General features: G+C 60.1%; 13 protein-coding genes and 13 pseudogenes. 11 read left to right on the top strand and 15 right to left on the bottom strand.

Going from position 1 to position 21,825, the window contains the following annotated elements; translation table 11 throughout:
• The first annotated feature begins 27 nt into the window (after positions 1 to 27).
• Positions 28 to 933: a C-terminal helicase domain-containing protein gene (locus ACVWY5_RS01300; protein ID WP_028338169.1), complete on the top strand. Its 906-nt coding sequence runs from the start codon at positions 28 to 30 to the stop codon at positions 931 to 933.
• Positions 934 to 1,298: 365 nt separating this feature from the next.
• On the opposite strand, the gene ACVWY5_RS01295 is transcribed toward ACVWY5_RS01300, so the two are convergent.
• The gene (locus ACVWY5_RS01295; RefSeq protein WP_080667383.1) at positions 1,299 to 1,733 is read right to left on the bottom strand and encodes a hypothetical protein; all 435 of its coding nucleotides are present in this window, start codon (positions 1,731 to 1,733) and stop codon (positions 1,299 to 1,301) included.
• 683 nt (positions 1,734 to 2,416) lie between these two features.
• Positions 2,417 to 2,665 (bottom strand): annotated as a pseudogene (locus tag ACVWY5_RS01290) (IS5/IS1182 family transposase); the annotation flags it as partial.
• Positions 2,666 to 2,780: 115 nt separating this feature from the next.
• On the opposite strand from ACVWY5_RS01290, the gene ACVWY5_RS01285 reads away from it, so the two are divergent.
• Positions 2,781 to 3,641, top strand: a complete 861-nt coding sequence (locus ACVWY5_RS01285) for a site-specific integrase (protein ID WP_028338167.1) — start codon at positions 2,781 to 2,783, stop codon at positions 3,639 to 3,641.
• Between the two features lie 32 nt (positions 3,642 to 3,673).
• Here ACVWY5_RS01285 and ACVWY5_RS01280 read toward each other — a convergent pair.
• Positions 3,674 to 4,550 (bottom strand): annotated as a pseudogene (locus tag ACVWY5_RS01280) (IS256 family transposase); the annotation flags it as partial.
• Positions 4,551 to 4,649: 99 nt separating this feature from the next.
• A pseudogene (locus ACVWY5_RS01275) lies at positions 4,650 to 5,131 on the bottom strand (helix-turn-helix domain-containing protein); the annotation flags it as partial.
• 128 nt (positions 5,132 to 5,259) lie between these two features.
• Here ACVWY5_RS01275 and ACVWY5_RS01270 point away from each other — a divergent pair.
• The 3 genes and pseudogenes from ACVWY5_RS01270 to ACVWY5_RS01260 all read left to right on the top strand — a co-directional run.
• Positions 5,260 to 5,577: pseudogene (locus ACVWY5_RS01270) on the top strand (transposase); the annotation flags it as partial.
• A gap of 311 nt (positions 5,578 to 5,888) precedes the next feature.
• Complete coding sequence (locus ACVWY5_RS01265) at positions 5,889 to 6,065, top strand: hypothetical protein (protein ID WP_321177226.1); 177 nt, start codon at positions 5,889 to 5,891, stop codon at positions 6,063 to 6,065.
• Between the two features lie 179 nt (positions 6,066 to 6,244).
• Positions 6,245 to 6,418: pseudogene (locus ACVWY5_RS01260) on the top strand (transposase); the annotation flags it as partial.
• 2 nt (positions 6,419 to 6,420) lie between these two features.
• On the opposite strand, the pseudogene ACVWY5_RS01255 reads toward ACVWY5_RS01260, so the two are convergent.
• A pseudogene (locus ACVWY5_RS01255) lies at positions 6,421 to 7,410 on the bottom strand (ISNCY family transposase); the annotation flags it as partial.
• Between ACVWY5_RS01255 and ACVWY5_RS01250 the strand changes: the two are divergent.
• A complete protein-coding gene (locus tag ACVWY5_RS01250) occupies positions 7,298 to 7,585 on the top strand; it encodes a hypothetical protein (RefSeq protein WP_456671627.1) in 288 nt (95 codons plus the stop codon). The pseudogene ACVWY5_RS01255 and the gene ACVWY5_RS01250 sit on opposite strands and share 113 nt — an antisense overlap.
• Before the next feature lie 654 nt (positions 7,586 to 8,239).
• On the opposite strand, the gene ACVWY5_RS01245 is transcribed toward ACVWY5_RS01250, so the two are convergent.
• A complete protein-coding gene (locus tag ACVWY5_RS01245) occupies positions 8,240 to 8,401 on the bottom strand; it encodes a 6-carboxytetrahydropterin synthase (RefSeq protein WP_456671626.1) in 162 nt (53 codons plus the stop codon).
• An 81-nt stretch (positions 8,402 to 8,482) separates the two neighbouring features.
• Here ACVWY5_RS01245 and ACVWY5_RS01240 point away from each other — a divergent pair, with 81 nt between their 5' ends.
• Positions 8,483 to 9,838 (top strand): FAD-dependent monooxygenase, encoded by a 1,356-nt coding sequence (locus ACVWY5_RS01240; protein WP_456671625.1) that lies wholly within the window; start codon positions 8,483 to 8,485, stop codon positions 9,836 to 9,838.
• A 191-nt stretch (positions 9,839 to 10,029) separates the two neighbouring features.
• Here ACVWY5_RS01240 and ACVWY5_RS01235 read toward each other — a convergent pair.
• Positions 10,030 to 10,168, bottom strand: a pseudogene (locus ACVWY5_RS01235) (IS5/IS1182 family transposase); the annotation flags it as partial.
• A 345-nt stretch (positions 10,169 to 10,513) separates the two neighbouring features.
• Here ACVWY5_RS01235 and ACVWY5_RS01230 point away from each other — a divergent pair.
• The 3 genes and pseudogenes from ACVWY5_RS01230 to ACVWY5_RS01220 all read left to right on the top strand — a co-directional run.
• Positions 10,514 to 10,927, top strand: a complete 414-nt coding sequence (locus tag ACVWY5_RS01230) for an IS4/Tn5 family transposase DNA-binding protein (protein ID WP_028338257.1) — start codon at positions 10,514 to 10,516, stop codon at positions 10,925 to 10,927.
• Between the two features lie 17 nt (positions 10,928 to 10,944).
• On the top strand, positions 10,945 to 11,952 hold the full coding sequence (locus ACVWY5_RS01225; protein ID WP_321177102.1) for an IS4 family transposase: 1,008 nt from the start codon (positions 10,945 to 10,947) through the stop codon (positions 11,950 to 11,952).
• A 1,281-nt stretch (positions 11,953 to 13,233) separates the two neighbouring features.
• Positions 13,234 to 13,428, top strand: a pseudogene (locus tag ACVWY5_RS01220) (IS3 family transposase); the annotation flags it as partial.
• A 320-nt stretch (positions 13,429 to 13,748) separates the two neighbouring features.
• On the opposite strand, the pseudogene ACVWY5_RS01215 reads toward ACVWY5_RS01220, so the two are convergent.
• Positions 13,749 to 13,975 (bottom strand): annotated as a pseudogene (locus tag ACVWY5_RS01215) (IS256 family transposase); the annotation flags it as partial.
• 242 nt (positions 13,976 to 14,217) lie between these two features.
• On the opposite strand from ACVWY5_RS01215, the pseudogene ACVWY5_RS01210 reads away from it, so the two are divergent.
• Positions 14,218 to 14,738: pseudogene (locus ACVWY5_RS01210) on the top strand (IS110 family transposase); the annotation flags it as partial.
• A gap of 38 nt (positions 14,739 to 14,776) precedes the next feature.
• On the opposite strand, the pseudogene ACVWY5_RS01205 reads toward ACVWY5_RS01210, so the two are convergent.
• From ACVWY5_RS01205 to ACVWY5_RS01175, 7 genes and pseudogenes are all read right to left on the bottom strand, one after another.
• Positions 14,777 to 15,599: pseudogene (locus ACVWY5_RS01205) on the bottom strand (transposase); the annotation flags it as partial.
• Between the two features lie 1,200 nt (positions 15,600 to 16,799).
• Complete coding sequence (locus ACVWY5_RS01200; RefSeq protein ID WP_050632129.1) at positions 16,800 to 17,060, bottom strand: hypothetical protein; 261 nt, start codon at positions 17,058 to 17,060, stop codon at positions 16,800 to 16,802.
• Positions 17,061 to 17,659: 599 nt separating this feature from the next.
• On the bottom strand, positions 17,660 to 17,818 hold the full coding sequence (locus tag ACVWY5_RS01195) for a hypothetical protein (RefSeq protein ID WP_159109428.1): 159 nt from the start codon (positions 17,816 to 17,818) through the stop codon (positions 17,660 to 17,662).
• 221 nt (positions 17,819 to 18,039) lie between these two features.
• A pseudogene (locus tag ACVWY5_RS01190) lies at positions 18,040 to 19,176 on the bottom strand (IS3 family transposase).
• Between the two features lie 845 nt (positions 19,177 to 20,021).
• Positions 20,022 to 20,333, bottom strand: coding sequence for a 4'-phosphopantetheinyl transferase superfamily protein (locus ACVWY5_RS01185; RefSeq protein WP_321177100.1), 312 nt, complete (start codon positions 20,331 to 20,333; stop codon positions 20,022 to 20,024).
• Positions 20,334 to 20,372: 39 nt separating this feature from the next.
• Positions 20,373 to 20,480 (bottom strand): annotated as a pseudogene (locus tag ACVWY5_RS01180) (4'-phosphopantetheinyl transferase family protein); the annotation flags it as partial.
• 271 nt (positions 20,481 to 20,751) lie between these two features.
• Positions 20,752 to 21,714, bottom strand: a complete 963-nt coding sequence (locus tag ACVWY5_RS01175) for a DUF7146 domain-containing protein (RefSeq protein ID WP_038377920.1) — start codon at positions 21,712 to 21,714, stop codon at positions 20,752 to 20,754.
• Between the last annotated feature and the right edge of the window lie 111 nt (positions 21,715 to 21,825).

Raw genomic sequence — 21,825 nt, 5'->3', positions numbered from 1 at the left:
CGGCCGCGGGACGAGGCTATCGAAGACTTGTTCGAGGAAGTGGACACCAACACCGACTTCGGCGCCCTGTGTTCGGACGCGCTTCGGTTGTTGACGATGTTCGAAACGTTCGTCGAGAAGGAATTCGAGCGCCAAAAGAATGCGAAGAAGGGCATGCCTATCGCGCGGCGACTCACGGAGCAGCGCAGGATGCACCCGGCGATTGCAAAGATCGTGTCGGATTGTTTCTATGGCCGCGAGTTGACGGACAACCCGAAAAAGGCAGCGCTTTATCGGTCTAAGAAACCTATCGTGGGAAGATGGTCGGCCACCGAGGAATTCAAGCCGATCACCTTCATCGACCTGCCGTACGTCCGCGATGAACCGAGATGCGGTTGTGAAGATCGACGACCACCGTGGAACAATCCGAAAGAGGTCGACGCGCTCATTACCGCATTGTCGAAGCTCCAGGTCGTAGGGCAGGTTAATGAATCCGGAAGACCGCCGACCTTGGCAATCCTGTCGCCCTATCGCGAACAGGTAAAGCTGATCAGAAACAGGATGGCCCGTGCCGACGGATCGCTGAAGAATCTTGAGCAATTCGATGCGCCGTTTCCGGACAGTGAATATTGCGGCACAGTCGATTCTTTCCAAGGGGATGAGGCAGACGTCGTCATGGTTTCTCTGGTCCGCAACAATCATCACTCAAGCCCGATGAAGGCGCTCGGCTTCCTACAGGACGATCGTCGCATGAACGTGCTGCTCAGTCGCGCGAAATGGATGATGATCGTAGTTGGTTGCCTCGAGTTCTACGGGCACGTGGTCGAGTTCGCCGAGACGCAACCCAAAATTAACGTGGGATTTCTGAAGCTTTTCCTGAAATCGCTCGGCGAGGCAAAGAATGCTGGCGATGCGGCCGTTATCAAATGCGGCAAGACCGGGGGAAAACAATGAGCGTCGTCCAGGTGGCGTTTCCTGTTCTCCGCGGCAAGAGGCGTTTCAAGATCGAAAAGGGGCGCCGCTGGAGCATCGTCGAGCATCTGCTTCTACAGGCTGTAAGCGAGCAGCCGGCATCTGCCGAAGCGCTTGAAAAAACCTCGTGCCTTCCGAGACGCGTAATCGTCGAAGCCTTCGTGCGTTTGATGCGCGCTGGCTGGGTCGAGATGATGACCACTCGTCAGGGCACCGAGTTTCAGGCGACGGCCCTCGGTCGCGTCCAAGCAAAGTTAGACGATCTCCCGACGTTCCCGCTTGTTCAGCATCGCTGGCTCGCCTTCAACGTTGATCAGGTGACGGGTACGGTTTTCCGTGGACGCGAACTACGGATCGTCCATCAGAACGACCTTGCTCCGGAGGCGATACGACTCGGCGCGTCGGATCTGCAAGCTACGGGGGACATGGGCGATGTGTTCGCCGCATTGGAGGGCGACGACGAGGTCATTGTCGGCGTGCACTCGTCGCCCGATAGACTGGTCCGGCGTTTCGCGGTAGTGAGCGTAAGGGATTCGCAAAAGATTGACGGTCTGCCGTCCCGGGCACCCCAAATTCTCCTGGAGCGCATACGTGGCGCTTCGCGAAACGGCGGCGCGGGCGGGGTCCGGCCGCCTGCGAGCGTCGCATCCGCCGCGGTCGAGAGCGCCGCCGGGCTTACCGAGGGCGTTTTCAGGCAGACCGATCTGATCGTCGATGGCGCCGCGCACCGCGACTTCCTGTCGAAAACCATCAGGAACGCGCGGGAGCGGGTGATCATACATTCGACGTTCCTGAACGAACACGCCACTAACTTCTTGCCCGACTTCTTTTACGCCGCGGGAAATGGAGCGCGAATCGACATCTTCTGGGGGCAGGACGAAGATCGGAAGAGGCAGGCTACATCGCGCGCGCACGCCGAAAAGCTCAAAGCGGCAATCAGCGATAAAGGCAGATCGGACTCGATCATCGTCCACATGTTCAGCACCGAATCACATTCCAAGATCGTGGCGAGCGACGACGGGCGGGGCGGATGGTTTGCGGCCATTGGCTCCTGCAACTGGCTCGGATCGCCTTTCGAAAGCTTCGAAGTATCGGTTAAGGTCAGAGATCCGGCGTTCTGCGGCAGGATTGTTCGCCACCTGGCGACCATGTCGATGGGGCGGGAAACGATCTGGAACGAGCTCGCCACGGACATCACCATCCTCGGCCGGCGGATCGAGATGACGCCGCGAACGTCCGAACGCAGGGTGCCAATGAGAATTCTGCTGGCCTCCGACCATGCGGCGCTCGCCCTAGAGGCCAGCGTCAAGGCGACGCGGAGGCTGTTCGTCACCAGCCACCGGATCGGCGTCGCGGGGCGGCCGATGATCATCCTGCCGGCACTCGCGGCGGCGCGCGCCAACGATGTTTCCGCCGATCTGTACTTCGGAAAGGGCACCGAAACCCTGTCGGCGAAGGCGGCAGGAGAGCGCTTCTGGCCATGGAAGTTCGCTTCAGCATTGCGCCCGCCGCCTTGGGCCGGCCGCTCGCCAGATCCGAGAGCCGGCTTGACACTCTTCATCGAGCCCCAGGCCTCGATCAGCGTGCCATCGACCGAGAAGTGATCGCTCGATAGAAGCTTCTTCACCTTGGGCTGCGCCAGCACCGCCGCCAGGAACTTCGCCGCAATGTCGGCTCTTTTCGAGAACACCGAATGGTCCCAGGCTGCGTCGTCGCCCGCCATTGAACGAACCCGCTACGCGGGAGTGGGGGCAAGCCTGCTGAACTGAGGTGTCCTGTCTGAGAGGATGTTGGTCTTCGCACCACCCCTCTCGAGACAGGAGACCCAGATGGCTACGATGAGCCCTCTTCGGCAGCGCATGATCGAGGACATGACGGTCCGCAATCTGTCGCCGTCGACCCAACAATCCTATATCTATGCGATCGCAAAGTTTAGCCGCCATTTCGGCTACGCCCCGGACCGATTGAGTTTCGAGCAGGTCCGCGCCTACCAACTGCATCTCATCGGCCAAAAGCGCTCGTGGTCCCACATCAATCAGGTGGCCTGCGCGCTGCGGTTCTTCTACGGCGTCACACTCGGGCAGACGGAGGCATTCGAGCGGATCATCGGTGGCCAGAAGCCCGACAAGCTCCCGCTCGTGCTTAGTGCCGAAGAGATCGAGCGCTTCCTGGACGCGGTTACAGGGGTGCGCAATCGCGTCGTGCTGGCGACGGCTTATGCGGCTGGCTTACGGGTTAGTGAAGTCGTCCGCCTGAAGGTGAGCTCGATCGACAGCAAGCGAATGTTGATCCACATCGAGAACGGCAAGGGCGGCAGGGATCGGTACGCGATGCTTTCTCCGCGACTGCTGGAGATTCTGCGTACGTACTGGATGCGAGCCCGACCGGGGCTGTGGCTATTTCCAGGCCAAGACCCAAGTGAACATGTCGGCGTCCGCTGCGTCCAGGCGGCCTGCCGCGCCGCCCGCCGCCGCGCTCGGCTTGCCAAGCCGATTACTGTCCATACGCTCCGGCACTCGTTTGCGACCCATCTCCTGGAAAGCGGCATCGACATTCGCATCATTCAGGTCTTGCTCGGACATGCCGACCTGGGATCGACCGCGCGCTATGCTCAGGTTGCGACCAATCTGCTCGCCCGCACGACCAGCCCATTCGATGGACTCTCCATCAGGGTGATCCCACCCGACTGAGCTGCGCATATGCGCCCCGTACTCGAGGTGGCGGACAGCAGCGCGTCGCGATCCTTGACCAGACATTCGACCGCCCAACCGTATTTGGCGCGGTATTTCTCGGCAAAGACGTCGATCGCCGCTTCGGCAGACGCCCGGTTCGGCGCCCAATAAACCCCGCGCAGATCCTTCTTCATGGTGGCCTGCACCGAGAGCGGGACCTTGTTCAGGACATTCACGGTCTTGTGCACCCAGCATCGCTGGTGCCGTGTGCCGGGAAAGACCTCGTCGAGCGCCTTCCAGAAGCCGAGCGCGCCGTCGCCGACGGCAATTTCGGGCGCGATCTGCAATCCGCGCTGTTTGACGTCGATCAGCAGCTCACGCCAGCTCTGCGCGCTCTCTCGCACGCCGACCTGGAAGCCGATCAGTTCCTTCTTGCCTTCCGGCGTCGCGCCGATCAGCACCAGCATGCACTCGCCGTGGTCTTCCATGCGGGCCTGCAGGAAGACACCATCGGCCCACACATACGCGTAGCGGCGCGCCGACAGATCGCGCCTGTGCCAGCGCTCGTACTCGCCTTGCCACTCGGCCGTCAGCCGGGAAATCACCGCGGGCGACAGGTTCGGCGCGTCCTTGCCCAGCAAGGCCGTCAGCGCCTCCTGGAAAGCGCCGGTCGAGATGCCGCGCAGGTACAGCACCGGCAACAGCGCATCCAGACTTCTGGTCCGCCGTGCCAACAACGGCAGGATCGCCGAGCTGAACCGGATCCGCTCGCCATCGCCGGCCGCCCCGCGGTCCCGGATATTCGTCCGCGCCACCTCGACCGGCCCGATGCCGGTCTGGATCGTTCGCGCCGCGCAGCACATTGGTCAGTGGATCGTCGATCTCGTCCGGCTGACGAAGCGGGACAATGTTGCTAGTCTCGTTCATGGCGTATCGCTCTCCTTGAGAGGTTCTGGCAGGCTCGACACCCGCCTCGATACGCCGCCTATCTCAGTCCCTCATCACCCAGCTTCCCGCATAGCTCCACTTCGGACCGCGGTTCTCAAACCACCAGTGATGCGAACCGTCGATTTGCACCAGTTCGCCAAAGCAATCGCGCCGACCGCGCGGCTGATGCAATTGCCGCTTGCGTTCTCGGCGCGACGCCAGAGGCCCGCCTCAGACATCCACTTGCGCAATGTCTCCTTGCTGACAGATATGCGATGCCGCTCCCTCAGCTTCTCGGCGGCGAACGTCGGACCAAAATCCACGTAGTTCTCGCGCACCAGATCGAGTACCTGATTACGAAACTCGTCGGTATGACGCCGGTTGCTCGGTTGGCCGCGCTTCTTGGAAACAAGCCCGTTCGCGCCATCGCGATCATAGGCCTGAAGAAGCCGGTGGACTTGGCTGCGGCTCAAATGAAGGAGTTCAGCAGCCTGCGTGACACTCAACCGGCGCTCGCGAATCTTCTGGACGGCCTCAAGCCGATGCAACTCTTTCTGCGACAACGTGACAAAACAAGACATGACGGCTCCGACAAACCGGGCCGTTGACCAGCCATGGAACCGTCAGCCTTCCTTTTCTGGCTCATGTTCGCCAGTGCCAAAGCGCGAGGAGTGTCGCATCTCTAACTGGCCCATGTGTCGCACTACTAGCCGATATTGCCGCAGGGCCGGCCCTTTTGAAACTCGCGCCACCCATGTCTACCCTCATTGGGGACAAAGGCTACGATGGCGACGGCTTTCGCGCCGAAATCGTCAATCGGGGCGCGAAGCCTGTCATTCCAAACAAATCTGACAGGGTAACCCTCCACAGCTTCAGCAAACGCATCTACAAGGGGCGCAACGTTATCGAGCGCTGTTTCTGTCGGCTCAAGGATTTCAGGCGTGTCGCAACTCGCTACGACAAACTTGCCAGAAATTTCTTGGCTGCCGTCCACCTCGCCGCCATCGTCGCATATTGGATCAATTGAGTCCGAACCCTAAATTGCCGCTACAATATTTGTTGCAACCAAGTTGAAATGTCTCTGGCTCCGCAAAGTTGGAATGTCACTCGGCAGCTTCTGACGGAGCCTGGCCCGACGCTGCGGAGACCCCCATATCGCAGCGGCGGCGGGCCAGGCGGGCGGGTTTCTGCGACTTCTCGATCTGAGCGAGGCGGTCGGCGCGGTCCTTCAGGAGACCGCCTTTCTGGCTCAATCGTCTTGGACCGACCAGATCGCCGCGAGGAGGGGGCGCTCCATCCTGCTGCTCCTTGATCCAGGCCAGGACCTCGCCGAGACGCTTGTTCTCGACGATCGCGGCATGGCTGACCCGCTGCAGCTTGTCGAACGCGGAATGGGGCAGCGCCGAGGTGCTCGCGGCGATGGCGGGGCTGCTGATATCGTTTGCGCTCGGCGCGTGGCAGCCAGATCCCGGCCTGTCGCATCCAGCCGCGCAGCGTCTCCCGGGACACGCATAACTCGTGTCGTTCGGCCAACTTCGGTCGTGTCCCCAGTGATGGTGTAGCTCGGTAGAGCAAAGCCGTCCGCACGCGCGCCCTCACATAGCGCCGTAGCGGGCGGGCGGCTTTGCGGTGGTCACCGGCAGTTCGCCGGTAGGGTCGGGTTGCTGACACCAACCTGATTCGAGGAACCACCGATGACCGATGAGATGATGAACCTCCGCACGCTCGTGGAGAAGACCCCTGATGCCGATCTGTTGCGCGAGATGATCGGCTTTGCTGCCCAGCGATTGATGGAGCTGGAAGTCGAAGGCCAGACCGGGGCCGCCTATGGCGAGAAGACTCCCGAGCGTCTGGCCCAGCGCAACGGCTAATCGAACACGGTGACGCGCTGGCGGGCGAGGGTGCTCGTGACCTCGTTCGGCTCGAGGATGAACAGCATTTTGTCGTATTGCAGCGTCAAGCTCTGCGATACCGTGCGCTCCTCCTTCCAGGCAAAGGCATCATCCACGACGTCCTGCTCAGTCAATGGGCGATGAACGTCCTTGTCACTGAAAGGAGTCTTCGCAAATCGCCGATTGTAGTCTTCCATAAACGCCGGCAAAAACGCATTGCCGGCCTCGATGGTCGAGATTCCGGCCAGCCGCATCTCCTTCACCAGCCGATCTTGCAGCGTTCCATTGGCACGTTCGACGCGGCCCTTAGCCTGCGGAGCGTTGGCACAGATGATATCGATGTTGAGCTCGTGCAGCGCCCGGCCAAACTGGGTCATGCCATCGCCCCCGGTTGCCCCGACCTTGTTCACTCGGAACGTCGCGTGCTTATCCGAGTAGAATGCGATCGGCTTGCCGTAGCGCTGCAAATAGGCGCGCGTCGCGGCAAAATAATCAAAGGTCGATTCCGTCTCTGCAAAGCGCAAGTGCATCAAACGACTGGTCGCATCATCGATGAAGACGAGCAGGGTGCATTGTGGGCCGCGATCCTCGAACCACCAGTGTTCAGAGCCGTCGATTTGAATCAACTCGCCCACACAGTCACGACGATGCCGTGGCTGGTAAACCCGTTTGAGCCGTTGCCGGCGATCCTGCCAGAGCCCGTCGGCCAGCATCCAGCGCCGCACCGTCTCAACACCAAAATGCAGCCCGTGCCGCTCCGAAAGCTTCTCCGCTGCCAACGTCGGGCCGAAGTCGCCGTAATTGGCCTTGATCAGTGCCATCGCTTCGGTCCGGAGAACCGCCGGATACGCCCGATTGCTCGGCTTGCCGCGCTTCTTGGAAATCAGTGCTGCAGGGCCGCCAGCGCGATATGCTTTGAGCAATCGGAACACTTGGCGTCTCGTCACGCCCATCAGCTGCGCCGCTTCGCTCGGTCGTATCGAAGACGATCAGGCCGGATTTGCCGCGCCGCGCGACAACCGTCGTCAGTTCCCGCGCCACACGCCGGCGGGAGATCGACGTGTCAGGAATGGCGCCCAGACATTCCTTGGTGACATCGTCGACGATATTGAGGATGCGCGCCGGCCCGACCTAGTTCAATAGCGATCGGGACATCCCGCGGCCCTTCCACCTCCAAGAATTGGTAGTCGCACTTCGTGATGAGTGCGCCTAGACTTAACTGGAGTGATCTAACTCGTTGGATTGCACACATGGTAGCCGGTTGCCTGGTCTTAATTGGTCACCTGGAGAGCGTCGGCCTTCAGAACGTAACGTTTGCGGTTACCATGCCTGCTGCGACCGACGCTATGAGGCTTCGCTCGATTTCGGGGACATCGGTTCTGAACTCGACGCCAGACACGGCGGATTTGCCTTGGCGATTTCCGCACTCAGTGAACGGGCACCTGAGTGATCTCGGCATCGAGGAAGGCGAGATTTGTCAGATCTGTGACGATGATTGGCAGATCTGGCTGCCCAAGCTCCATTAGGCGCCACAAAGTTGGCTTGCAGTTCGGCCTCACTTGCGAACGGTGCACCGGATGAAGGCGATAGGCAGTCCGACACAAGCAGCTCCGTTCAAAATCTACGCTGATCGCATGATCGAGATCGGGACCAACACCATCAACGTTCTACAGATGGCGTCGACTTTGCGGGTCAGGCGCAGCTGCGAAGAACCTTTTTTTGTCTGTCCCAGCTGATGGCTTCACTCAACCGACCCTAACCTCCACCCAACACTCGTCGTTCGCAACTCGGCACACTCTAGCAGCCAAGAATGCGGTCAAAGAACCAATCGACGATGACCGCGGCGGTCGGATTTTCCAGTCCTTCGACATCGTTTAGATGTCGGTGATCGACGAGTTTCAGCAGCGGCCGCACCTCAGCGTCGATCTCAGGGAAGTGGCGCCAATCGTGCCCTTCCACGGCGGGACGCACGCCAACAAAACTAGGTTCTGAAGGATTTGAAGCGGGGCTTTGCGCCTGTCCGGCCAGATGCAGAGCGGCATGGTCACGTTCGACTGGGGGCTCGCTTCCAATCCCGCGGCGGTCGTCGGCGGTAGCAAGGCGAGCGGTCTTGCGCGGGACCGCTCGACCGAAGGCATCAGGGAATCGCTCGAAACGAAGTACATCGCAGTCTCGCTGTATCGAGCGGATGAACTGCACACAGAGCAGGCGCAGTGGCGCAGTTCACCACGGGAGATGAACAACGGACGTGTAGGAGGAAACATGGGCGCGGTGAAGAACGTTATCGTCGTGGGCGGTGGTATTGGCGGCTTGACAGCCGCCCATGCGCTTCGACGCATCGGTGTGTTTGTGCGAGTCATCGAAATGGGAGATAGGAGCGACCGGATCGGGACTGGCATCACCCTACTCGGCAATGCGCTGCGAGCGCTCGCCGAATTGGAATTGGTGGAAGCGTGTCTGCAAAGCGGTCACGGGTGGGACGTCGTATCGATACGCGACGCCGCCGGAAACCCGCTGCATCAGCAGTTCTCGCCAAGAATTTGGGACCCGGATCGTCCAGCCGCGCTAGGGATCATGCGGCCGCGCCTCGGGCAGATCCTGGAGGAGGCCGCCAGGACGAGCGGCGCCGAGATCGCCTTCAATACGACTGTCACTCGGATTGATCAGGACGCTGAGGGCGTGACGGTGGAGCTCTCGCACGGCGAGACAGATCGCGCAGACTTGTTGATCGCGGCCGATGGCGTTTATTCCAAGACGCGCCAGCAACTCTTCGGCGAAGAGTTCAAGCCGCACTACGCCGGCCAAGGAGTGTGGCGTTACACTGTTTCTCGGACCGAAGCTATGGACGGCTTCATCCTCTATCGCCATCCGACGGGGAGAGTGGTTGGCGCGCTGCCGCTGTCGAAGGAGCTGTGTTACCTGTTCTTCCTGGAAACCACGGATGAAAAGCTTCGTGTCGCTCAAGATCAGGTTTGCGATTATGTTCGAAACCTGCTCGCCCCATTTACGGCGCCCGAACTGATCCAAGCGGCCGACTTGGTCGGCCAGGGCAATCATATAAGCTACCGCCCGTTCGACGTATTGATGATGCCTGCACCATGGCACCGCGGCCGCGTCGTATTGTTGGGCGACTCGGTTCACTCGCTGACACCGCAGATGACGTCGGGCGGCGGCATGGCGATCGAGGATGCTCTGGTCCTCGCTCAGGAACTCCATCGCAGCCACGACCTGGAAACCGCGCTCGCGGGGTATTGCGTTCGGCGTGAGGCGAGGGTCAAGCGCATATACGACATCGGATACGCCATTTGTAACGAAGAGCGCAATCCGATGCATAGCCGAGAATATCAGATAGGTCTTCTTCGTGCAGGCTACGCATTCCTGTCTGCGCCTGTCTGAATCGAAAACGGCCGCCGAAGTCAATTGGAGGACAACCAAGATTATGAAAAAACGAGCTCCGAGTGCCGTGTTCCGGGCAAACGTGCTTCTGCCCACTCGCTCCAGAGGCAGCATCTATTTCGGCCGGCAACTACCGATTAAATGATTCAATATTACAGAGTTTGAGAGGAGGACTGCGCGGCACAGCTCGCGCCGACGACGCCGCGCTTCTGACCTGAAGTGAAGACGCGGCGGGGATTTCGCGCGTCGTGGCCGCCGGTAGTCGTTGTCGACATAGACCCGCTCGATCGCGCAGCCGGCGCGTGTCTCTATGCGGTCGATAACGTCCCGCTGTCCGACGACGTCAGATAATTTGAGACTGATCAGGCGATTCGAGAAGGGAGGCTCTGGCTCATCGGGGGTTAGAGCTTTTGCTGCCTGTCAGTTGATGCTGCAAGCGGCGGTTCGTGATGGTGTCGCGCTTGATGCGTTTGCGTTCTGCGAGGATCACCCCAGCCCAGCCGGGCGAGCTGCGAAAGAGATCGCCCGATCAGAGCCCGGGCGTAAGCGGCAAGGAGACCTTTCAATTACCCACATTTGGCTCGGATTTGAGCGAGGCGCGGCGGGCGAAATCTTGAATCGGCAGAATCTGTTGTGATTCATTGTTGAGCACCTGATTCGGAAGTGGGGTGCTCGATGGGGTTGGTGAAGGAACGCGCGGAGACGCGTGCTCAGCGATTGACGACCGGTATCGCGACGTGGGTTGATCGAGAAGCTGCGGGATGCGAGTTTAAAGATGAGCGGCTTGGTCGCCGGTTCTGCAAATTGCTCGCACAAGTCGGGAGCGACATGGGTCAAAGCATCCCGTTGGTTTGTCAGGACTGGGCCAACACAAAGGCCGCCTATCGCTTCTTCTCCAACGAGCGGGTCAATGAGGCGGATATTCTTTGCGGTCATTTCGAGGCGACGCGCGGGCGCGTAGCGGCGACGGAGGGACCGATCCTCGTCCTCCATGACACGACGGAATTCAGCTTCAAGCGCGAGAAGCCGGATCTGATCGGCTTTACGGGCAAGACGGCACGGCAGGACGCACACAGTGCGGCATCCTGATGCATTCGAGTCTCGCCGTGACGACCGAGGGGCTTCCGCTCGGACTGTCGGCAATCAAGTTCTGGACCCGCAAGAAGTTCAAGGGGACGACGGCGCTGAAGCGAAAGATCAATCCGACACGGGTGCCGATCGAGCAGAAGGAGAGCATCCGCTGGCTCGAGAATTTACGGCAATCGACCGACCTTCTCGCTGCTCCTGGACGATGCGTTCATATTGGTGATCGCGAGAGCGACATCTATGAGCTGTTTTGCCTGGCCGAGGAGGTCGGAACGCATTTCCTGGTGCGAACCTGTGTTGATCGGCTTGCCGGGGACGGCAATCATACAATTGCCGACGAAATGGACGAGGTTACGATCAACGGTCTACATCGGATCAAGGTCAAGGACGACAAAGGCGATCCCGACGACGCCGTTCTTGAGATCAGGTACCGCAAGATACGCGTCCTGCCGCCGATCGGCAAACAGACGAAATATCCCGCACTCACTCTGACCGTGATCCACGCTCAGGAGCGGGGAAGGCCGAAGCGGCGAAAGAAAATCGAGTGGAAGCTCCTCACCGATCTCCCGGTCCAATCGCGCAAGGACGCCATCAATAAGATCGAATGGTATGCCTTGAGGTGGAAGATCGAAGTCTTCCATAAGATCCTCAAATCTGGCTGCAAAGCAGAGGACTCAAAATTGCGAACTGCTGAGCGTCTGGTCAATCTGATCGCGGTCTTCTGCATTGTGAGTTGGCGCGTCTTCTGGATGACGATGCTCAATCGCTCCTCGCCGAATGCCGTACCGCAAGCCGCGCTGACAGATCCCGAAATCAGGCTTCTTGATCATTTGGTGAAAGACCGGGGTAGTGATTGCTCTCGACGAAGCACGCTCTCGCACTATGTCGTCAAGATCGCGCGGCTCGGAGGATACTTGGCCCGAACCAACGATCCGCCTCCAGGAAATACCGTGATCTGGCGCGGACTATCGCGGCTGACCGACATCGAACTTGGAGCCGCAATCGAAGCAACAATTATGGGTAATTGAAAGCTCAGCTTGCCGCTTACGCCCGGGCCGCCACCCTTGGACGCCTAAAGAAAGGAAAGAACTCGCGGTGGTGAGTTAGGATGAAGAGGGGCGGCGTCTTTATTCGGGCTTCCTAACCTCGGCGACCGTTGCACCTAGAAGCATTCTAGGCTCTCCTCAGCTAAGGTCGTGTCCTATGGCTGTGCGACATCATTGCTTCGCCTGACCAACTCGCGAGCTCTTACGCGACAAGGTCTCGTCTGAGGATGCTGACCCGTTTGCTCAGTGCTCGGCGCAATGCATTGCCCTCACCTGTCGTCATCATGCCAGCAGACCCTTCGGATACACAATCCATCATGACCTCTTGAATCTGAACCAGCGTCATACTTGCGATTTGGGCAATGCGCTTCTTAACTTCGGGGCGCAAGTTGGCAGTCGTTTTAGAGATCGTCAGATCCTGATGCTACACGGACTCCAGCCCCGACGGCTAACGACGCTTGACGTTACAGAATCAACATCGGATCGGGCTCCTACCTATTCTAGGGGCCGTCGCTCCCTGGCCTCATGCTCTATTAATCCTAGGGCGCCCGAGCTAAAGACGGGTTGAGATCGGTGACGGTGCTAGAAGAGGCATGTTCGAACAACCACACTTCCATTCTTATTCAACTGCGGCTCGTATCTGTATTGGCATTGCGGTCTTAGGTGCTGCTCTGCTGGTCGGGATAATAGTGATCCACGTCGTGCCGTAAGGCCGCCTCAGTGGTTAGTCGGTTTCCTCGCAAACCTCGCAGGATTGCCGGGCGCATTTGCGATGTTGGCCGCACTCATATGTCTGGTCCTCCGGCGGAGCGCTCGCGTCGCTTGTTCTGATAAGCAAGATAGACTTGTCGATGGCATCGATTGGCTGCTGTTCGACGTGTTGCATAGGCAATGACAGCCTTCGCCTAGCTTCGCGCGCGGGCACCATAAACCTTCGTATCGTTCCATGTCCCTTTAGATGCGCGAAGTTTCCCTACGTTCAATTGAGCCGCCGATCGCGATCGTCCTATTTTCAGGCAATGCGGTAGCGCCCCGCTATCGCTGCCCTCCTTGGGCGTTCCTCCCTAGACTTGGGTCGCTTGCGGCAACGTAGGCGGCCCTTCTTTTGTACCCGATAAGACGATGCTGTCAGACGGCGCGATTCCGCCGAGCGTCGATTTCGCTGCTCCGCGAGCCATAAGCAATGCGCCGAAGCATTTTTGGCGAGCCAGGCAAACGGTTCGACGTTGTATGGCGTCGCACAGTCGAGCATCGGCATCAGTGACCGTCAAGAACCGCTTTCCGCTCGACAACTACTACCTGCCCGGCGACCTCGAACGACAGATCCGGGCTTTCGCCGAACGAAACAATCACGTCCGCTACCATGACAGCATCGATAATCTCGCGCTGCCGATACCTACTTCGGCCGGGCTAAGGCAATCCTTACCGCGAAAACGCATCAAGCGAAACACTAGCTAGCGCAAACTGCCGCTTGAACCATCAATCGCAAGCGGCTCACACTATACCCCCCCGATGAGCCAGCGCCTCCTTCTCGAAACGCCTGATCAGTCTCAGATTTTCTGATGACGGACGCCCTAGGTTTGGTGTCGAGGGAGACGGTTTTCGGAATGCCGTCCGGCACAGCCTGTTTCACAGCCAGCTCGTCCACTGGCTGCGGAATTGCAGAGGCTCGATAGCTCATGGGCGATGCTTCCCGAGGCGCAGCAAGATGCGTAGTTGGATAGTGACTGTCGCTCATCGGGAAGGAAGCTATGCCTGAATCTGGGTGACGGAGCCGATCAGGCGGCGTGGCTTTGCTGGGTCGGAATGACATCGATGCCGTCGTTGAATCTGGCACCGGGATGATCTTCGGCAACTGATTTGTTCCTTTCGATCGGCGCCAGGTTTTGGACGCAGCATCGATGAGCTTGAACACCATCAGCTTCGCGGTCTGCGGCGACAGCAATCCTTTGGTCCGAACCGTCCGGTGCCGCGCCGTGGCGAACACGCTTTCGATCGGATTGGTACCGGTATGAGATGTCTCGGTGCCACGTTGAGCTGCGGTGTTCGACATCGTGGCGTATGGTGCGACCATCGGGACAGAGGCACCGCGAGCACGAAGTGCGGGCAGGCCGATGCACACGATGAGCCGAGAGCTCGAGTTAGTAGCTGGCCGCCTCTGCGACTCGCCCGGTTGCGCCGCGAGCGCGAATCCGTAGTTGTCGTGTCGCCGGCAGCTCCCGTGGTTGTCCGGCAGAGGAGGTGCGAATGCGACGGGTAATTGGCATTGATGTCCACCGAACCTTCGGGAAGGTGGTATTTGGGAGAACGGCAGGCTCCGGCATGCGGGCCGCATTGATATGACGCGGACTGCGCTGGAGGGATTTGGCAAGATCCTGCTAGCCGGTGATGAGGTCGTGATCGAAGCGACCGGCAACAGCATGGCGGTGTCGCGAGTGCTGACGCCATTCGTGGAGCGGGTGATTATCGCCAATCCGTTGCAGGTAAAGGCGATCGCCCAGGCTCACGTCAAGACCGACAAGATCGATGCCGGCACGCTCGCCAGTTTGCAGGCGGCGGGATACCTGCCGCAGATCTGGACGCCTGACCCGGAGACCGAGCGCAAGCGTAGGCTGGTGACGCGGCGCTACCAGGTCGTGCGGCGTACGCGGCTCAAGAACGAGGTGCATTCGATCCTGCACGCGCACCTGATCCCGAAGTGCCCGCATGCCGATCTTTTCAACGCCCGCCTGGCCGCTCAACAGTTGCCGGATGATGAGCGCGCGGCCAAGTTTGGGCTCTGACGCATTTTTGGTGCAGCTCCGCTTTATTCTACGCCGATTAGTCTGGCTTGAAGCAGATCGATTTTGCCGCGGCCGTACATTTGCCGTCTGACGAGTTTGAGGCGGGTGATCTGGCCTTCAGTCTGTCCGTTGGACCAAGGCAAGGTGATCGCCGCCCGAACCGCCGCTTCATCATTCGGAACGCCGCGGGCGAACGAGGCGACGAGACTGGCGCGAGCGCGCTCGATCCATCGCGACAACTCGGCGGCGGCTCAGCGCCGGATCATCAAGTGGATTCGGCTATGATCTCGCGTGCCTCGACCAGGGTGGTACGCCAGCTTCGATCGCCGCGACAGTGATCGTCTCTGCCTTCGAGAGCGTATCCCGTCCGGCCGTCATGAGACGAGCGATCGTTCTGGCCGACGGGATCCGGTGAAGGTTTTCGACATCGACCTTTTCGGCCTGCCGTCTGCGTGTTGCCCATTCTCCGACCACACGAAGGGAGCCTCGGAAGCCGCTCGCTCTCAGGCGCCGCCAAAGTTCAGCGCCGTTCCGGCAGCCGGCGGCCCACTGATCGTCGAGCCATGGCAGGTGCTGATCGAGCGAGCTCTGCCGGGTTCGGAAGACATATGGGCGTTCGCCACGGATCACCTGTCGAACCAGTTTCCTGCTATGACCGGTTTGGCGCACGATCTGCTTGATCGGCGTTCCGCTTTTCGACAGGGCCAAGATCGTCGCATTGGTCTCTTCGCGGCGAAGATATCCTTCATACTGCAACCGCTCGGCCGCAGTGAGCAGTTTGGGATCGATTGTTGTCGCCCCGATTGCGCTGCGGATCTGACGCATCGATTTGCGGACGGCATCGAGGAGGCTCGCACCAGACAGACGGCCTTCCCAGGCGCGGTAGAGCTCGCAGAACCGCGAATAACGATACAGACCTGCCGCCGTGCGCAACCAGATCCGCTTCGCAGTACCCCGCGGAGGTGATCCCCAGTCATTGAATGTACGCACCGGGACTTGCCGCCGTACGGCACTGGAAACGCCTGCCCGCCGTCGGCGTCCTACAGCTGCTGCGATCTTTACGTCGCTCAGCAGGCGATCGATCGTCGCCGCGCTCACCTTCAAAACCTTCGACCTCTCATCGGCAGAAAGCTTCAATCTGCCGTGCCGTTCAAGAGCCGAAAGCAAAAACGGGATCATCGCGACGAGCCGCTTACTGCAGAGCCGGTCAGAGGCGTCCCATAGCACAATCAGTGCAACGCGAATGGAAGCTCCGTAGGTCCGGCCCCGTCGCCGCGGCACGGCCGATCCCGATGCCCCGTTCACCGGCAGTGCTCGGATCGCGTGCTTGCGATGCCATCCCGTAACGGCACACAGCTCGTCCAGGATCCGTGCCTTCTCGAGCCGTCGCTCGCCCGATAACGCTCCAGCAGCGCTGATGTGATCTCGCGCTTTGCGCGCATGCTGATCTTCCCTGCCATACCCGCCACCGAACTGATTCGGCAGCTCCGCCTCAGACACAATAGGGAAGTCGTCCGGTAACATTTTTAGTGAGGCAATGCGCCCCTTTGCGTCATGAAGAACTGCCCCCACCATCGGGATTATGATCTCGGTTGAAGGTTGTTTCCGCCGGTGACGGGCCGGAGGGAGGCGGAGCCGACCGGAAAGCCGTCACCGGACGGCGGCTTGATGAGGCCGCACTTGCGCTTGGCGCGGAGCCGGTATCGAAGTGATCACGACGTACTTCCGCTGAGTACATCAAGCCATTGAATGTGACGGGGCCGGCCAGTGTGCCGGCCTCTCGTTTTTGGTCGAATCACTCCGAGTGGGATAAAGTAGATGATCCGAACGATCGAGGTGCAAAGCATGATGCCATGAGAGTTTTCGAGCGCAACGGGCACCAATGCCTAGAGAGGGCCCGACAAACCGGTCCAAAAACCTTTGAGCTTGTGGGACACACTGCCGAACCGTATCGCGGGCCTTACGTGAAATGCTTGACATTGTGGGACCTTCTGCAATGGCGACCACATTTCCTGAACAAGTGACATTGATCCCGGCGGTCGCCCGCTAGTTTGTGTCGCGCGGTCGGACAGGACGCCACGTGCGCGACATCAGCGGATCGTTGCGATCGTCGTATATGGGTACAAGCTCGCCAGCCTTCAACCCGAGGCCCTTCAAATCGGCTTCGCGGAGTTCGGAATTCACGATCGTTGCGTCACCGGCACTGGCAGCCAATGAGGCTTTCACGGCTTCCGCCTGATCAGCCATAGCGACGGCATAAGTTACATATCGAACCTTGCCGTCTTTGACGATGCCGACCGAAACCATCCATCCTGCTGCCATCTCAGTTCTGATCTGGCCAAGAGAGCTTCTGTTTTCGAGGCGGCGGCCTAGCTGGCGGTCTAGTCTCTTGGAATTCCTCTATCGCCGCAAGTACGGCGCTCTTTGCCCGAGAGTATTTTTCGAGTGTCGCTATGGCGTTGTTCAAAGCCTCTTCACGTGTCATGCCATGATCTCCACAAGGGCGACGGAGAAGGAAGCGCGGGTGGAGGGAGGTCCACACGCGTAGGCTTGACGCTCGCAAGGTGCAGCGCGAATGCATGAGCAGCCAAGCCCGTACCTCTCCCGGCAACTCGCGCGCCCGATGATCATGATGCCACGCGCTCGGGTGATCATCGCGCCGTCAGAAAAAGCGCACGGACGGCGGGGGCCGCCGACCGTGCGAGTTGCGATGCGCGGCTTGGCCCTCAGGAGGTCAGTCAGTAAGAGACCAAGCCATGCATGGCTTAGCAACCCGCGTGCCAGAAGATCGGAAAGAGGAGGGGAAGCAAATTGCGCGCTATCACAGCACGCCAGCTAACCGCGCGTGCGGCTTCTGGACATGCATGTCGTCAATCCGACGCGGCTGAACGAAATAGAACGTGCCCCTAATCGCGCCGGGGCCGCATAGTGATCGGATCAATCTCGTCATCATGCACAACGATGAACTCTCCGGGCTCCAAGCCAAACGTTTGCAGCATCCCATCTTCGAGCGGGCAGTTGACCATTGCGGCCTTCGCGCCGCTATCTTTCAAGGCTAGCTTCACGGCTTTCCTTTGGTCCGTGACTGCGACCGCGTAAGTTATGTGCCTGTGCTCGTGGTCGTCATCGTCGCCGTCTTCAGAAGTGGCTCGGTTTGTTTGGACAGGTCCCCGCGGATTTTAAGTGGATTCCTGCCGGGTTGTGTCTGCGCGGAGCTTTGCGATTTTACCGCGGCGTCGGGAGGGCGTAAGCCCGACCAGAGCTGCGGTAAAATCGCTGGCGACGATCAAGCGACCGCCGCCGGAACTTGCCTGTCGTAATACGCCTCATCCGGTGTCCTGCCGTCAAGGCTCGAATGCGGGCGCTTCTGATTGTAGAAGTCCAGATATTGTCCGATCGACGCGCGGGCCTCCCGGACGCTGTCGTAAGCCTTGAGGTAGACCTCCTCGTGCTTCACCGACCGCCACAGCCGCTTGACAAAAACATTGTCGCGCCAGGCGCCTTTGCCGTCCATGCTGATCTTGATGTCATGGTCGAGCAGTACCTTGGTGAAGTCGTCACTGGTGAACTGGCTGCCCTGATCCGAGTTGAAGATTTCGGGCTTGCCATATCGGGCCAGCGCCTCCTCGATCGCCTCGATACATGGCGCGGCGTCCATGGTGATCGACAGCCGCCACGACAGAACCTCGCGCGTGAACCAGTCGATAACGCGACCAGGTAGCAGAACCCGCGCGCCATCGGGATGTAGGTCAGATCGGTCGCCCAGACCTGGTTGGGCCGGGTGACCGCAAGATTGCGCAGCAGATACGGATAGACCTTGTGGCCATCGCCGGGCGCGGATGTGCGCGGCTTGCGGTAAAGCGCCGCGATCCCCATGCGCTTCATCAGGCTCCGCACGTGCAGACGCCCGACCTCAAAGCCTTCTCGTTTCAAAAGCTTCTGCAGCATGCGAGAGCCCGCGAACGGGTAATCGAGATGAAGTTCGTCGACGCGGCGCATCAATACCAGGTCAGCCGCGGACGCAGGCTGCGGCAAGTAGTAGACGATGCTGCGGCTGATCCCCAGAGCACGGGCTTGGCGGGTGATGGACAGTTCGTGACCACGATCGATCATTTCCTTGCGCTCCCCAACAGTCCTGCCTTGGTGAGCGCGCCGGACAAAAAATCGTTCTCCAGCGAGAGCTCCCCGATTTTCGCGTGCAGCGTCTTCACATCAACCGCCGGCTCCGAAGGCTTCGATCCGCTATCGAAGATCCCGGCAAGCCCCTCCAGAGCCTGATCTCTCCATGTCGTGATCTGGTTTGGTTGGCGTGGACATCGTATTGCTGCGCAAGCTCCGAGAGCGTCTTTTCGCCCTTGATCGCGGCAAGGGCTACACGGGCCTTGAAGGCCGCGCTGTGGTTTCGGCGGGCTCGTCTGCTCAAGTGATTCTCCTGTTACGGCGTTCTCGCCGTTCTCAGGCAGAATTTCCACTTATCGACCTGTCCAATTTCGCCGAGCCACTTCTGCGCTCCGGGAGGGGAGCCGATCAGCCATAAACTGACCTTCCTGGACATGCAATCTATAAGAGATTCGTGGTTTGATACTACCATAAATGGTGGTTGACGTGGGCTCGAATATTGGGCTGACGTTTCACAGCGCAATCGATCCTGCCTTCAGAACGTGCGCGGTCGTATGCTGCGGAGCGAAAGTCTTCAAGGGTTCAGGCTTGAAATCGACCGAGGAGGCGTCGGCGACAAAAAGAGTCAGAAAACAGGCTTCCGATCGCCATGATCCCGTGCGTGCAACGACGTCTGAAACCCTTGTCGTGTTGCAATTGTGACGAGCTTCGGCGCTTGGGCGACTAACATCATTGTGTGAGGCGCATCTCGCGTCATGGCTGCCTGCGTCTGGGGCGTTCTGCGCTTCTGGCGCATTTCTTCATCGTCATCCCCGCGATGATGCATTCTTCCTGCGTTTAGGTGCCTAACCAAGCGCGCTCCAATTGCTCAAGTCGAGAACGAGTGGGACGAGGCTCTCGCTGCGAACATGCCGATCGCGCTCCCGTTCAGGGCCGAGGCTTCGCCGAGGTCCCAACTTCTCTCGAATGTCCTGGGCGTCGTTCGCAGAGTCCGAGCGCGGGCTCATCCGAACCGCAGCCTGAGGGCTACCTCTGGCGAAAAGGCGAGGGTCACTGGGGTTGCAAGCGCGCACTGGTCGCTGAACAGGTTGAGCTGTTGCTGATGAGCGCGGTTGCTGGAGTCAAAGAAAGCTGTGCTTGCGCATAGGCCTACCAGGCGGCGGCTATGATCCGGCTGCCACAGACGGCGTAGCGGCCTTCGAAAGACAGCGCGCCGGGCACGGTCACAAACGCGCGAAAATGCCCGTCGGCCGGCGCCAGGCTGATGTGCATCTTCTGGAAATCAATGATCTGGCCGCACAACGGATAGAAGGCCTTATAGGCGGCTTCCTTCAGACAAAAGTGGAGGGTGAGCCAATCTGTATCGCCCGGCCGCCAGCCTTCGAGATGATGCCGCTCGTCGGCCCGCAGGATGACGTCGGCCAATTCAGGACCAACTGCACCGATAACCTCGATGTCCACGCCGATCGATCTGAAAGCGGTGTGTCGGGCCGCGACCGCAACGCAAAGCGAGCTATCGTGACTTACGCTGCCGAGCGCGCCCGCCGGCCAAACGGGCGACCTGTCCGGTGCGCTGGGGATCGCGACGGTCGGGAACCCAAGCCGCTCCCTTGCCTGACGATGTGAAGAGAAGGCCGAATGCCGATCTTCTCAAGTATTAGAGCACCACCGAGGTCGAGAACAATTGCCTGGACACGCTGCTCTCGGGTACGGCCGCGTGCGACATTCAGTATAGCCATGACATAGAGAACGTTGGCGGTCTTGTGCGGTGCTATGATGACGACATCGATCTCTACCTTCGGAAAATGCCATACATGCGGAGGATCGAACACGACCGGAGAAAAACGCAGGAGGCAGCGGCAATCTACCATTCGGAGATTCACGCAATCAGAATGGCGACGGCAACTGATCCCGCGCCGATTCGCATGCGACCTCCAGCGACGTCCGCTATCGCGCCGCGACTGGCGGACGAGCGGACATCAGACGTGCCTGTCGAGGACGTAGCCAGCCTGCAGTAAGTCATTCCAGTCGCGATCAGGTTGTGGGCAGGTGCGATCAATATCTCGAGATTCGCACGTGCGGCGCGGAGTTTTTCGAGGGCACGAGCACCGGCCCGATCGGCGTCGCCGAAGTACAGGACGGATCGGACGATCGGCGGCAGGGCGACAGCGGGTAGGCGTTCGGCGCTGGCGGCAGCCCAGACCGGCACGGCGAACAGAGAGAGGGCTGACAGCGCGCTTTCCAAGCCTTCAGCGAGGCATATCGTCGCGGCGGCGGGACCGCAATGGATTGCGGCGCCAAGCGCGGTGCCGAGCATCCGGCGCGGCGCCGCCAGCTCGGCTTTGCGCGGCGCGCTTGGGTCGAGGTAGGTCAGTTCGACGGCGACGAGGCGGTTGTCGAGGTCGGTGAGGGCGGCGACCAAGGTGGGATGCGGATGGCGCGGGCGAGGCGGTAGAAAGCGCAGCGTTGCCGCGGGCAGCTGCGCGGCCGCGAGCCCGCGGGCCACGAGATAGGCTTCCGCCGGCGTTGCGGCGAGCGGCTGGGCCTGCCGCCAGATGGCGCGGGCGAGATCGGCCGACGTGTTCGCTGGGCGGCGGAACGGCGCCGGTGGGATGCGCGGCATGCGTCCAAGCGCCTCCATGATCGCCGCTGGCTCACAGCCGGCATAGCAGCGCACCAGCAGACGGCGGTCGCCGTCGCGGATGAAGAGCGAGGGATGGAGGTCGCCGCGTCCCTTGCCGTGGCCGGGGCACGGGCATGGAATCAGGTAGCCGCCACCTGTGGCGATGCCGCACCGTCCGGCGGCGATCGTTCGGGCGGTCCAGTTGCGAACGATTCGCATAAGATGAATTATGGAATATTTATTAGTGGTATCAATAGCTTACAGAAACGTAAGCGTTGGTCGACCGTCATCATCGCTCGCGTCCGCCATCGCGCTCGGTGCCGTCGAGCG

The sequence above is a fragment of the Bradyrhizobium sp. USDA 3256 genome (genome assembly GCF_054058275.1).
The sequence above is the reverse complement of the archived record's forward strand: the minus strand, read 5'-3'. Positions and strand labels throughout refer to the sequence as shown.

What these genes read in the sequence shown, in the direction of transcription:
- ACVWY5_RS01295 (WP_080667383.1), bottom strand. Translation starts at nt 1,733, where the DNA reads ATGTATGATCACCCGCTCCCGCGCGTTCCTGATGGTTTTCGACAGGAA.
- ACVWY5_RS01285 (WP_028338167.1), top strand. Translation starts at nt 2,781, where the DNA reads ATGGCTACGATGAGCCCTCTTCGGCAGCGCATGATCGAGGACATGACG.
- ACVWY5_RS01240 (WP_456671625.1), top strand. Translation starts at nt 8,483, where the DNA reads ATGGTCACGTTCGACTGGGGGCTCGCTTCCAATCCCGCGGCGGTCGTC.
- ACVWY5_RS01230 (WP_028338257.1), top strand. Translation starts at nt 10,514, where the DNA reads ATGGGGTTGGTGAAGGAACGCGCGGAGACGCGTGCTCAGCGATTGACG.
- ACVWY5_RS01200 (WP_050632129.1), bottom strand. Translation starts at nt 17,060, where the DNA reads ATGGTTTCGGTCGGCATCGTCAAAGACGGCAAGGTTCGATATGTAACT.
- ACVWY5_RS01175 (WP_038377920.1), bottom strand. Translation starts at nt 21,714, where the DNA reads ATGCGAATCGTTCGCAACTGGACCGCCCGAACGATCGCCGCCGGACGG.